Consider the following 13,045-nt stretch of genomic DNA (forward strand, 5'->3'; position numbering starts at 1 on the left):
GTTTGTAGCTCTTTTATTTTATAATGCTTTTCGCATTACTTTCCCATTCTCCGTTCGCGGGAATATTTTAATAAATCGAATTTGCTTTGGTTGCTCGTATTTAGAAAGCTGCTGACTGCAAATCGTTTGAATTTGACGGATCCGCTTTTCATCTTCTTCACCTTCAACGATTAAAATAAGTTGTTGTCCCAATGTTTCATGTGGCAGTGATGAGATAGAAAAAGCACAGGAAATAAAAGGCTCTAGTTTTCTTTCCAGTTGTTCGGGCGAAAATTTGATGCCTCCGGAAATGATCACATTGTCTGCTCGCCCGAGCACTCGAAACGTCTTTTCGTCTGCTAACTCCGCCAAGTCATTTGTTTTTAGCGGCTGTTGTTTTAGTCCGGGCATAAAAATTTCGAGGCAATTGTCGAGCGAGAGTTGCACTTTTATATGGTCTAAGCAATGGTAAAATTGATCTTGGTTTTTGCCGTTCAGTTTTCGCAAGGCGATGTGGGTCGCAGTTTCGGTCATGGCATAGCTGGAGTAGCATTGAGTTGGAACGCTTTGTAGCTCATTAACTAATGGTTGAGGAACTGCCGAGCCTCCAATCAGAAGAGATTCCAGATTCCAGATTCCAGATTCCAAAACTTTATGAACCTGCGTTGGAACCATGGCTGTAAACTTGAAATGCTTTTGTCTCAGAAATTGAAAATCGGTAGTCGGGTCAACAAGATGTAAGTCAAGTTCGCCAAGCAGGGCGCGGACTACCATTAGTTTTCCGGCGACGTATTTCGTAGGTAAACAATGTAATATGCAGTCTCCCTTTTTCAGATTGAAATATTGAATGGTACGTTGCGCACTGGCAGCCACAAAATCCTTGTTTAGCTTTATCGTTTTTGGTGTTCCGGTACTACCCGAGGTGTTTACTTCAATGTATTTGTTCTGATTATACCATTCTTGCAGAAAGTTCAGCCATTGTTTTTCCCAGTCAGGCTGCACGGCAACTTGCCGCTGGAGAAGATCTGTGACTGCAGTCAGCCTTCCATTGAGCCTGATGTGTGTTGGAAACAGTTTCATGATGGAATCAAACCTCTTGATTAGAATTGCCAAACTCTTTCGGAAGAACGAAGCTTTTTTGCTGATCGAACCAAAGCTGTTCTCCACGAATTTCAAGCGGCGAATCAAAGTTGTTGGTAAATAGCAGACCGGTGCCGAGCCCCTGATACATTTTCGGATGTTTGGTGAATGCCCACTGAGCAATGGCATTAAGCCCGATGTTAGATTCGAGATAGGAGGTGATCCACCAGCCAACTGATCGCTCGTTGGCTAAGTTGATCCATTCATCGCAACCTGAAATTCCGCCGTGCAAACTTGGTTTTAATACCAGAAACTGGGGTCTGATGACATCTAAAAGAGCCTCTTTTTCATCTTTTGAATTAATGCCAATCAGCTCTTCGTCAAGTGCAATTGGAATTGGCGTTTCATCACAAAGTCTCGCCATTTCTTCCCATTGTCCTGCAGCAATTGGTTGCTCAATCGAATGCAGATCAAATTGAGCCAGTTCATTCAGTTTGTTCAGTGCTTTTTCAGGCTGAAAGGCACCATTTGCATCAACCCGGATCGTTATATCTTGGCGACTTCTCAAATACTTCAATGACTGCAGTAAGGAGAGCTCCCGTTCGAAATTAATTGCGCCAATTTTTAACTTGATGCATTGAAATCCCGCTTCCGACTTTTCCCGGATTTGTTGTTGCATAAACGTGTAGTCTCCCATCCAAATCAGACCATTGATTGGAATCCCTTCTTTCCCTGAGGTAAAGGATGACGGAAACAGAATCTGATTTCCTCCGTTTTCAAGATCCAACATAGCGGATTCCAAACCAAAGCGAACCGATGGAATATCCAGTAAAAGTTCGGGATGATTGATATAGTCGGTTGGATTAGCACAGATTGCCTTTAATATCTGTTCAACCTGTTCGGGCGATTCCTTGCTTAAGTCAGGAAGTGGCGCACATTCACCAATCCCGGTTCTCCCATTTTCTTTCAGAAAAAGAAGCCAGATAGTTCTTGTATGGTAAACGCCTCGCGATGTTCCCGCCGGACGTTTAAAAAGAAGTTGATATTTTTTGAAATATGCAATCATAAAACAGCCAGTATTAATCCTAAACAAAAAAGCAAGGTAAAGGCAAGGGTAGAAAGTGCTAGTTTTTTGAGAAACGGATCAAGTTTTTGCTCTTCATTAATCCGGTGAATGGTTGCTAAATCTTTGATAAACAAAGGTAAAGTTAATAAAAATAACCATTGCCATATTGATTCTTGCTGGTGCAACGTGAAAATGATAACACTAAACCAACCCCAAAGAATCATTGCGGTATGATAAATCCGGCTGTTTCGCGCACCCATTCTGACAGGCAGCGTAATTTTGCCCGATTTTTGGTCATTCTCCAAATCCCGCATGTTGTTTAGATTGAGAACGCCGGTACTGAAAAAACCCATACTTAAGGCAGGTAAAACGATGGCTGTTTCAAAATAAGCAGCATTCAAATAGAAAACACCAATAACAGGCAGCAGCCCAAAGAACAGAAAAACTGCCAAATCGCCCAAGCCAACATAGCCGTAGGATTTCTTGCCAGCTGTGTAAAAGTAGGCGGCAATTAACGATAAAACTCCGAGTCCGATGAAGCTGAAAAAAGCTGTTTTCGAAAACTCCCAGGTTCCGGTATAAACCAGCCAAATGCCAAAGATCAGGCTCAAACCACCAATAATGGTCATCCCTTTTTTCATTTCCGAATGACTGATTTCTCCGCTCTGCATCGTTCGGGTGGGGCCGAGGCGAAACTCATTGTCCGTTCCGCGTTGGTTGTCACCAAAGTCGTTGGCAAAGTTCGAGAATACCTGGATTAGGGTGGCTGTAATGATTGCTAAAATGCAAATATGGAGGATGAAAGATCCGTAAAACCAAGCCAGACCACAACCCATTAAAACACCGGAAAGTGCCAATGGGAGTGTGCGTAGACGTGCTGCCTTAATCCAACTTTTTGCTGTTGCCATAGTTTAAAAATAGATCGCTACCAGTTTGAAATTATGATGGAGTTCGATGAATATTGCCGTTAGGGGAACTTGGGATATTTTCCGAAGTCGGGTTTGCGTTTTTCCAAAAATGCATGCTTCCCTTCCTGAGCCTCTTCTGTCAGGTAATAAAGCAGTGTGGCATTTCCGGCAAATTCCTGAATGCCGACTTGCCCATCGAGTTCTGCATTTAGCCCGAGTTTCAGCATGCGTATAGCCAATGGACTGTGCTCCTGCATTTTTTGTGCCCACGCAACTGTCTCATCTTCCAGTTGGTCGAATGGTACAACTTTGTTGACCAAGCCCATTTCCAAGGCTTCGGCAGCAGAGTATTGACGGCACATAAACCAGATTTCACGAGCCTTCTTCTGGCCGACAATGCTGGCCAGGTATGAGGATCCGAGCCCTGCATCGAAGCTTCCAACTTTCGGGCCTGTTTGTCCGAAGATGGCGTTTTCGCTGGCAATACTGATATCGCAAACCACATGCAGTACATGACCGCCACCGATTGCAAAACCGTTCACCATCGCAATCACGGGTTTAGGCATACTGCGGATTTGTTTCTGAACTTCCAGAATATTCAATCGTGGAATTCCATTTTCGTCGATGTAGCCACCTTTGCCTTTTACCGTTTGGTCGCCACCAGCACAAAAAGCTTTGTTGCCGGCTCCGGTTAGCACGATCACATTAATGCGTTGGTCTTCGCGACAAATACGCAACGCTTCACTAATTTCGTTAACCGTCGTAGGGCGAAAAGCATTGCGGTAGCGTTCGCGGTTAATAGTTATTTTTCCAATTCCGTCGTAATAGTCGAAGAAAATATCTTCGTATTCTTTAATGGTTTCCCATTGTCTTTGTGTGCTCATTCTATTTTGTTTTAAATATTATCCATTTTTAGTTTTTCTCGTCAGGACGACTGTTTATCTTACGTCCTACTATCTTCAAGGCGATACCGTTGGGCTGAAATAAATCGTCGCTTCGAAATGAGAATTTAAATCTCCATTTTCATCATCTTAAACAACTCCCGAAACATTTTTGTGTTGAACTCCGCATCAGTAAATATTTCCAGTAATGCTGGTGTTTGCTGTTTCGGGGAATAAAAATCTTTTAAAACTTCGCGTAACTCTTGTTGATTTTCAGCTTTAAAATAATCCAACTCAAATGTTTTAGCAATTCCTTCAGCCTTGAACTTATTCTCAGTAAAAAAGTGTTCCTGAAAAGCAGGTGAATCACTCGGGCCTTTTATCAGGCTAAATATATTTCCACCCCGGTTGTTAATCACAACCACTCGCAGGTTTCCTTTGAGGTAGTTGTTCCAAAGTGCGTTTGAGTCGTAAAAAAACGACAGATCACCCAGAATAATGGTGTTTAACTTTTCAGACTCTGAAGCGAAGCCAACAGCTGTTGAAAGAGGCCCATCAATCCCACTGGTTCCACGGTTGCTGAAATACCGGGCATTTTTCGCGGGGGCGCAAATCAATGCATATCTAACCGGGGAACTATTGCCTAAATGAATCACTGAGTTTTGTGGGATGGCTTTTCTGAGTTCGTCAAAAACAGTCAAATCACAGTATTCAGTTCGCCTAATAAAGTTATCACGCAGTTGATTTACTTGCTGTTCTTTTTCTTTCCAACGACTAAAATAAGTCCGCTCGCTGGATGTGACTTTTGGCAAAAGTTGCTCTATAAAGTCACTTGGCTGCATGTTGACCACCTTGGTTAAGGATTGGTAGGTGTCGAAATGCTCGTTGGACAAACTCAGATGCCAATGGTTTGATGGATGGGTGTTTCGTAAAAATTGCTTCAATGACTTTGAAACATACTGACCACCAAAGCTAATCAGTAAATCAGGGGCGAAGTCTTCTGATTGACCGTCATGGATAGCCGCCATAATCGTGTCAATGCTACTGCAGAAAGTGGTGTGGTTTAAGTTTGAGATGTACTCTTTCAAAACAACAGCGCCGGTTTTTTCTACCAATTCGATCAACCGATTTTCCAGATCTGGATTTGGGACTTGCTGTCCGGCTAAAACCAATATTTTTTGAGCATTGTTGACCGCTTGCGCTATCTGGTTTAACTCTGAATCGATCAGGAAAGCTGCAATGCCGGCCTGGGCTATATGTTTTACTGTCGGAAGTTTTTCATCCAACAAATCATGCAATGGTTCTTCCAGCGGAATGTTGATATGCACAGGAGCCGGAGTTCCGTTAATTGCAGTGTTCAGGCATTCGTTTATTTCACGTGCGGCAAACCACAATTCTTTTTCCGTTTCGCCCAAAGGCAGTGAAAAAGCTTTCTTGGTGAAATTCTGATAAATTCCTTCTTGTCGGATACATTGACTTTCAGCTTGATCGATCCAATAATCCGGGCGGTCGGCAGTGAGCACAATTAGGGGCACATTTAAATAAAACGCTTCGGCAACGGCAGGAGCATAATTTAAGCTTGCTGTTCCGGAGCTACATACAATGGCAACCGGTTTTTGCTTGGCTTGAGCTAGGCCCAGTGCAAAATAGGCGGCACTTCGTTCATCTACAATATTGCGACAGTTAAACTTTCCGCTTCCGGCAAAGGTGTGGGTTAGCGGCCCATTTCGTGATCCCGGAGAAATGATAATGTCATCAATTCCTTTGCTCAGAAGTAAGCTGGCTAGCTGTTGAATGTGTTTTTTGGTTGATATCATTATTTTGAACCGCTTCGATGGCTGATAAAAGTGTTCTCGCTTTGTTATTTGTTTCTTCCCATTCCTCTTCAGGAACTGACCGTGCTGTAATTCCACCTCCCGAATACAAAATGTATTGTTCGGGTGTTATTTCCATGCATCGCAAATTTACAAATAATCTGATGGAATTGTTTAATTGCCAAGGTCCCAGATAACCGGTGTAATAGCGACGATTATGTTTCTCAATTTTAGTGATGAACTTGCTGGCTTTTGATTTTGGATAGCCGCAAACTGCAGGTGTTGGATGAAGTTCGGCGACAAAATCGCCTAGCCGACGGCTTAATTTTTTTGCTGAGAACCGAAAGCTGGTAAACAGATGTGCTACTTTTCCGCTTTCGAGTGTTTCCGGGCCTCGTGTTGTGTATGGGTGAATGTTGAATTGATAAAACACATCGAGTAGGTAACGGGAAACAAAGGCTTGCTCCTCAATATCTTTGGTGTGCCAGCTGTAATCTGAATCTGACCTTCGGGTTTGTGTGCCGGCCAGGGACACAGTCTCCAATGTTTTTTCATCTGATTTCAGGAGGACTTCGGGAGTGGCTCCCATCCAGCAGCCCGCTTTGGGCAAGTTAACCAGATATATAAAAGCGTTAGTTGTTTGCTCAAACAATTGCATGTAAACTTCACCGATCGACTCCTCTCCCCGGGTTGAAGGAATTAGACGAGAGATAATTGCTTTTGACAGTTTGCTGGTTTTTATTGTTTCGATTGTTGTTTCAATATCCTTTAAATACACCTCTTTTTCAATGATGAAATGTTCATCTTCTTTACTTGCGGCAGCTTGATTTTTCTGAATTTCGTCCAGATCGATTTTGATAATTTCTTCGATTCCTTTCCGGTAGATGCCTGGCTTTAACAATACCAGCGGCGTGGTTGAGTTGACTTCGTAGGGAGCAAAAACGAAACCTTCTTGCCCATTCAGTTTACAAAACTCTTTGGGGTAAATCAGGTCTTTTTTATCTGTCAGTAGAATTTCGGGTTCATCGCTTCCGGGTTCAGACCATATGGCAAAAGCGCAATTCTTTTCGATGAGTTTATCCAGAAATTGTGTTAGTGTTCTTTTTTTAGTCATTCCTTTTTACAATCATATTCGTCACCCGAACTGCTGAAATCAGTCGGCCTTCTTCATTTGTTACATCAACATTCCAAACGTGGGTCTGGTTTCCCTGATGTATGATTTTTGCCGTAGCAAAAGCTTTCCCTTGTTTTAAAGTGCCGGTATGGCTGCCGTTTACCTGAATGCCAAGTACATTAAATTCTTTTACATCAACAAGCAACATGCTTCCCAGTCCAGCTAACGTTTCGGCCAGCGACAGATTAGCACCTCCATGTAAAATACCATCGGGGCGACAGTTTTTTTCAGAGAGTTGCATTTGTCCTTCAACTGTTCCAGCTTCAATTTTGGTGAATTCAATACCAAGGCTTCCAATCAATCCTCTTTGCGAGGCCTGATTAATTAATTCAATTGGTGTGTCAATATTCAGTGTGCGAAAATCCATAGCGGTTTATTCAAAAATGACTTCTAAAATAAGATTTAGTTTTGAATAAATTTAATTACACGGCTCATTCCTGTGCAATCGCCGGAAAATAAATGGTCGTAAGGTTTAAGTATCCTGTTTGCGGTAAACTTTTTTCAGGCGGATTCCACTAATTGATAGGTCTTCCGATGGGCTGTCGTTTCCGTCAGATAAATAAAATAGCTTTGACTCGTGCTTTTGGAGAGTGACCGTAATTTCGCTGAGATTTCCCAGCCCCACACTTTCACCCAAGGTCCACTCGTATACCCAATTGCTGCTCTCTTCATTGATCTCGGAAAAAACAAAGTTTTCGGTTACTGTTTCTTCTGTATCATTAAAAATTAGGAGCCCCCAGGCTTTGGGTGAGCGGTAACGCCGTAGCGCAACCTTGCATGTTTTGTCCTGACCCCAATACGGAAGGGTAGCACTTTGTGGCCGTTCATGTGGAAGCAATAGGCGCCAGGTTTCCAGCTGTTCGTCAGTTAGGGTTGAAAAGCGGTCGGAGATACTTACGACCCCACCTAGAATACCACTCCAATAAGCCAGACTAGTTTTTTCGGTATCCGTTAGATAGCAATTCATATTACGAAGCGAAATAACATCCGGATCGTTTTGCCAAAATACGTTGTTGAAGTACTGGCAGTTGTAGCTTTCCTGAAGCATATTGCCAACACCGTTTTGCTCCCATTCACAATTAATGCTATTTGCAATACGCATGGCGTCAACATAACCAATCATCGGTGCATAAGGCGATGTGCCACTTAACCAAAAGCTTCCGGCTCCAATTTCTTCCCGAATAATATTTAAAATTTCCGTAAAAATCTGAACTGAAGTTTTGGTTTTATCGTATCGTTCAATGCCAATTGAAGGTTTATGTCCCCAATCCATAAATTCAGTCTTGTAGAAGGTAAATCCCATTTTTCGGAATGTCCGGAAAACTTTTTGGATATAACGCTTTACTTCGGGGTGACTGCCATCGAGAGCATAATGCGTGCCTTCCTTGAAATTCCACTCAGGAATAGGAATGCCTTCCTTATCACGAATTAACCAGTCTTTATGTCGTTTATAGACTTTGCTTTCCTCGCTTACCATAAATGGAGCGACCCAAATGCCTGCCCGGTAACGTCGTTGAAAGATATCGCGAGCAGCGGGTTCGAGTCCTTTTGGCCATTTGTCATTCGTATCCAGCCAATCGCCATGAACGGCATAGCCATCATTAATTAAAATAGTATCAAGCAAAATTTCCGGATCCATTGTCTCCAATGAAGTCAACAGTTTTGTTAGTTTTTCGTGGTCGAAATCATGTTGAAACTCGTTAAATGAATCCCAGTGATAGCTCGTTTTTGAATCTTTTCGTGCATCCAGGTTTTCTGAAATATTCCAGGCTAGATGTTGCAGCGTTTCATAGGGTTTATTTCCATAATAAATATAGATGTCCGGCAGTTTGATAAAATCATCTTTTAGCGGAATTCTTTCTGTAACAAAGCCGGTTTCGAAAAAGATTGACTCAACATCGGGGTAGCGGTCAACTAAGCCTCGGCGGTGTGGGCGGTTATATAGCGAACTTTTCTGGACAAAATCGTTATGCTCAAATGTACCAACGACTAAGGTGTCATTTTCAGCTGATATCAAACCTGTTGTCAGATATGAATCATAGGACCAGGCCTGTTCCCCGAGCTCATTACCAAATTCTTCTTGTGATGGCTTTTGAAATTCATATAGGCCTGTTGGACCTCCAAATCCTCGTCCCTGTTTGAAGAAATGCTTGACGCCGTTAACCGTTGCTTCGCCCAAGGGGCAAAACCAGTAGGGGGCACGCGGCATCCCACTCAGCTCGGCACCGATAGAGATAGAACCTGAGTTCACTTTCAGATCGAGCATAACAAAGCCGCGATCCAGTTCATAAATGATTCGTTTTCCTTTAGGAGAGTCACCCATAAACGTATTACGGACGAAAATACTTTGTCCATCAATCGTAGGGCGGCAATTTTGAAGACTGATTCTTCCTGCAACTAAGTCAAAGGTACCGTCGTTATGAAGAATCCACTGCGGCTTACCGATTTTAAAACGGTCTCGGTCAATCGCAGCAGGGTACTCAAAGGCATTTGCGTAATAGGGAAGTGTTAGGAGTGAGCCTATTCCAGTACCTAGTAATTTTAAAAAATTTCTTCTTTCAATGGCCTTTTTGGTCATAGACGACGTTATTGATTAGTTAAGCGGCTGTAAATTTAACAACTTTTAACAATGTATGCATTAAAAGATCAAAAACTTCTTTTTTGCTAAGGGTTTGTTTGTCAGGTGTGTATGTCGGATTATGTTGTGAAAAATGTTTGCGTTGATTTCTTGCTGAGCATTATTAAATGCAGATTATGGTGTTGCTCTAACCATTTTGTTGATTTGTTTTTCAATTTTTTGGCGAGTCTTTTCATCAAACGAGGCAATTCGTGTTTTGTGACTACCATTTTTTAAAACGATTTTGTAGTTGTTTCCTCTTCTTCTTACCGATGCAGAGCTTGCGCTCCAGGGATCAATCTCGCCGTAGATAAGGATAACATTTTCAGCATCATTCTTCAAAAAGGCTTTGACTTTGCGAGATGTCTTGTCGCTGTATTTGACAGGTGTTGATGTTGGAACCATAAATTGATTCATGTACCCTTTGGCTGATTTTACAGACAAAAGGTCGTCTAAAGGTTTTGTGTCGTATCCGTAGTAACCCAGTTCGTGAGCTGCCTGATAAAAAAAGGCGCGATATTTAGCCGATCCTTCGTACGAAAAATAGTCAGGAGGACTGGACTTTGTCAGGTATTCAAAAAGAAGCTGGTCATCTGAATTGCTGTCAGGAATTTCAGTGCAATCGTAGCCCCATTGCCAAAAAGCAAAAGGAAATTCAAGGACGATGTAGTCCAGCACTTCATCAAGTGCTATTGGAAACTGATATGCTCTGGCTGCGGCGTATTTTTTCAACAGGGGTCGCATCTGATCTCTCCTTTTCAGTATTTCTCGTTGAAATACTTCAATCTGAAATCGGCATTCGCTTGTCCCCACCTGTTTCAAAAATAGTTCATGACGCCCGTCTTCCACGCCAAAATTTAGCGGGGCAACGTAGGCAACAGTGGCCGAGACATCGTTTGAGAAAAAAGCCCGATGTGCCAAGGCTGTTTGTCCGCCCTTGCTAATTCCCGTATTTAACCATTTTGCCTGATAATACTTGTTGAAAAGTTCAACTATGCGATGGTGGTCGTTAGCCGCATTTTCAACGGTAAGAAATTGCCAATCCAGCGAATCAGGGATCGACTCTCCAAAGTAACGATGCTCCACACAAATCTGGTTCGCATCCAACATGCTTGTGAGTTCGTTGATGTATTTGGGGTTCGAAGCATAACCTGCATCGTACCCTTCGGTATTTAAAACGACAGGGCTGGATGGATTTTTATCGGCTAAAAATACGCGTTGCAGAAAGAATTCGTTGGTTGTGTCTTTATAATCGAGCGGCTGCCTGATTTTTAACACGTATGTTTGTTTGAAAAAAGAATTTCCTTCAATCGAATCGATAGTGACGATTTCCGGTTGTGTTTTCAGAAACTTGATTAGCTCCTGACAGTTTCCTGTATACGCGAGAATTAGAAGAACTAGAGTTGACAGGAGGTGCTTTAATCGTGTTTGTCTGTTCATAATAAGCTTATTGCAATGTTTTAACTGGCGATCCAATATTTTGGATGGGGCAGTTCGTTAACTTTTTCTGAGATTTTCAAAAATACACGAAAAATATAGAATAATCCGTGTCAGGAAATAACGAATTGAGCGACTATTTGATTGTAATTGTAAGATGGATTATTAATCGATACCTGATGATTAAATTAGCATTTAATGTAAATAAACTATTAAGTTCAAGTATTGTTATTTAGAATAATTCAAAATAATCAACAAAAACAGATAAATTTGTCTGAATATATTTGGATGACGGAATAGGTCACCTAAATTGGATGAAAGGAGATTTAAAAATGAAGAGTGTATTTTGCCCCATATCAGAAGAAAGAATCAACGAGCAGGTACCGCGCGTAACAGCTTTGTTAGTCATGCTGGTTGTGATTGCTGCGTTTGCTTTAGACTCGGTGGTGGTCATGGGATTATTAACAGCTGATTTTTTTATTCGGGCGTTTACTCAAATGAAATTCAGTCCAATAAGTTTTGTGGCCTCGAAAGTGGTAAAGGCATTAAAATTACCTGTAAATAAAATAGATAAAGCACCTAAGATTTTTGCTGCCCGCATGGGATTTACCATGGCGCTGGTTGTTGCTTTATTATTTGTATTACAGTTGCACACTGCAGCGGCAGTAGTGGCCGGTGTGCTTGTGTTTTTCGCAGGGCTTGAGTTTGCTTTTGCCTTTTGCGCAGGATGTACAATCTACACCTACTTTGTACTTCCGTTTTATACCGATTAATTTTCCAACAATTAATAATAGTTTTTTCTCAAGAAAGCCGGCTTTTAGTCGGCTTTTTTTATAAGTGTGCGTCTAGTTTCCCGGCTACTTTTTCCACCTCTTTCCAAACACGAAGGAAATTACCTCCCCAGATTTTACGGATGTCTTTGGGTTTGTAGTCGCGTTTTAGCAGTTCGTAAGTGATGTTGGGAAATTGGCTAACATCGTTGCAGTCTGCCAGTCCACCTCCGCCATCAAAGTCACTGCCAATTCCAACATAGTCAACACCCACAAGTTGTACGATATGATCAATGTGGTCAACCAAATCAGCCACTGTTGGAAGTTTTTTGGGAAGTTTCTTCATGTTTCTCCAGTCGGCTTCAAAAACTTCTTTTTCCAGATCCGACATTTTGCTGTATTCGGTGCGGTATATCTTCATCAATCGGCTTTCTGCTGCGTATCTTTCAGTGCTTGTGTCGGGTTCCTTGATGTAATCATCCAGCAGACACATTTGGATGACGCCACCATTTTCGGCTAGTTTTTTAATCATCTTGTCACTCATATTGCGATCGTGATTAGCGACTGCTCTTGCACAGGAATGACTGGCAATAACCGGCGCCTGAGTCATATTCATCACATCAAAAAAGGAATCGTCCGACAGGTGTGAAATGTCCACCATCATGCCCAGCCGGTTCATTTCATGAATGACCATTCTCCCAAATTCGCTGACTCCACCGTGTTCAGGAGGAGTTAAGTCGCTCGACGAATCGCAAATGTCGTTATGAAAAGAATGACAAAGTGTAATATAGCGAACCCCTCGGTTGTAAAAGTGCTCAATTCGAGATAGTTCTTTGGCAATTGGAAATCCATTTTCCATCCCAATGCAGATTGCGTGTTTCCCGGCAAGTTGAATATTGGAGATGTTCTCCGGACTATACACCAATTGTACAAAATCGGGATGGGAAACAACCATTGAATGAATTGAATCAATCATGGTATTGGCATGCTGAAAAGCATGACGGTAGTTTTCCTTTGTTCGCGGTTTTTGCCCGCTAAAAACGCCAAAGAATGAAACGTCCAGACTGCCTTCGTCCATTTTCGGAAAATCGACCAGACACTCGGAAGCATCGTGCCGTTCGCCAATATCGAATCCATCTTTCAGCAACAACATAGGCGTGTCGTTGTGGGTGTCGATTGTTGTTACCCGTTGGTGAAGTTTTTGAGCTTTTCGCCAAAGTCGGGAATCTTTTTCCTGAGCACTTGTGACCAAATTTAAAACGAGTAAGGCTAATAAAAGTAGGTTTTTCATTTCAGTGATAAATTCGTAGTTGCTCGTC

General features: G+C 42.2%; 11 protein-coding genes. 1 reads left to right on the top strand and 10 read right to left on the bottom strand.

All coding sequences use genetic code 11. From position 1 onward, the window contains the following. Positions 1-18: 18 nt before the first annotated feature. The 9 genes from ACTB00_RS08490 to ACTB00_RS08530 all read right to left on the bottom strand — a co-directional run bounded on the left by ACTB00_RS08490 (position 19) and on the right by ACTB00_RS08530 (position 10,959). Positions 19-1,059, bottom strand: coding sequence for an AMP-binding protein (locus tag ACTB00_RS08490; RefSeq protein WP_463299483.1), 1,041 nt, complete (start codon positions 1,057-1,059; stop codon positions 19-21). Positions 1,060-1,066: 7 nt separating this feature from the next. Then, positions 1,067-2,125: an o-succinylbenzoate synthase gene (menC, locus tag ACTB00_RS08495; RefSeq protein WP_463299484.1), complete on the bottom strand. Its 1,059-nt coding sequence runs from the start codon at positions 2,123-2,125 to the stop codon at positions 1,067-1,069. Beyond that, complete coding sequence (locus tag ACTB00_RS08500) at positions 2,122-3,033, bottom strand: 1,4-dihydroxy-2-naphthoate polyprenyltransferase (RefSeq protein ID WP_463299485.1); 912 nt, start codon at positions 3,031-3,033, stop codon at positions 2,122-2,124. The genes menC and ACTB00_RS08500 overlap by 4 nt, the downstream gene beginning before the upstream one ends. Positions 3,034-3,092: 59 nt before the next feature. Continuing rightward, positions 3,093-3,917: a 1,4-dihydroxy-2-naphthoyl-CoA synthase gene (menB, locus tag ACTB00_RS08505; RefSeq protein WP_463299486.1), complete on the bottom strand. Its 825-nt coding sequence runs from the start codon at positions 3,915-3,917 to the stop codon at positions 3,093-3,095. Positions 3,918-4,042: 125 nt separating this feature from the next. Then, a complete protein-coding gene (gene menD / locus ACTB00_RS08510; protein WP_463299487.1) occupies positions 4,043-5,731 on the bottom strand; it encodes a 2-succinyl-5-enolpyruvyl-6-hydroxy-3-cyclohexene-1-carboxylic-acid synthase in 1,689 nt (562 codons plus the stop codon). After that, positions 5,670-6,842 (bottom strand): chorismate-binding protein, encoded by a 1,173-nt coding sequence (locus ACTB00_RS08515; protein WP_463299488.1) that lies wholly within the window; start codon positions 6,840-6,842, stop codon positions 5,670-5,672. Before ACTB00_RS08515 ends, menD begins: the two co-directional genes overlap by 62 nt. Further along, the gene (locus ACTB00_RS08520; RefSeq protein ID WP_463299489.1) at positions 6,835-7,269 is read right to left on the bottom strand and encodes a PaaI family thioesterase; all 435 of its coding nucleotides are present in this window, start codon (positions 7,267-7,269) and stop codon (positions 6,835-6,837) included. Before ACTB00_RS08520 ends, ACTB00_RS08515 begins: the two co-directional genes overlap by 8 nt. Before the next feature lie 105 nt (positions 7,270-7,374). Beyond that, complete coding sequence (locus tag ACTB00_RS08525) at positions 7,375-9,480, bottom strand: glycoside hydrolase family 36 protein (RefSeq protein ID WP_463299490.1); 2,106 nt, start codon at positions 9,478-9,480, stop codon at positions 7,375-7,377. A 174-nt stretch (positions 9,481-9,654) separates the two neighbouring features. Further along, the gene (locus ACTB00_RS08530) at positions 9,655-10,959 is read right to left on the bottom strand and encodes a S28 family serine protease (protein WP_463299491.1); all 1,305 of its coding nucleotides are present in this window, start codon (positions 10,957-10,959) and stop codon (positions 9,655-9,657) included. A 311-nt stretch (positions 10,960-11,270) separates the two neighbouring features. On the opposite strand from ACTB00_RS08530, the gene ACTB00_RS08535 reads away from it, so the two are divergent. After that, positions 11,271-11,729 (top strand): DUF4395 domain-containing protein, encoded by a 459-nt coding sequence (locus tag ACTB00_RS08535; RefSeq protein WP_463299492.1) that lies wholly within the window; start codon positions 11,271-11,273, stop codon positions 11,727-11,729. Positions 11,730-11,787: 58 nt separating this feature from the next. On the opposite strand, the gene ACTB00_RS08540 is transcribed toward ACTB00_RS08535, so the two are convergent. Beyond that, positions 11,788-13,017 carry a dipeptidase gene (locus ACTB00_RS08540; RefSeq protein ID WP_463299493.1) on the bottom strand — a complete coding sequence of 410 codons (1,230 nt, stop codon included), beginning with the start codon at positions 13,015-13,017 and terminating at the stop codon, positions 11,788-11,790. Positions 13,018-13,045 lie beyond the last annotated feature (28 nt).

It is taken from the genome of Sunxiuqinia sp., from assembly GCF_055140945.1.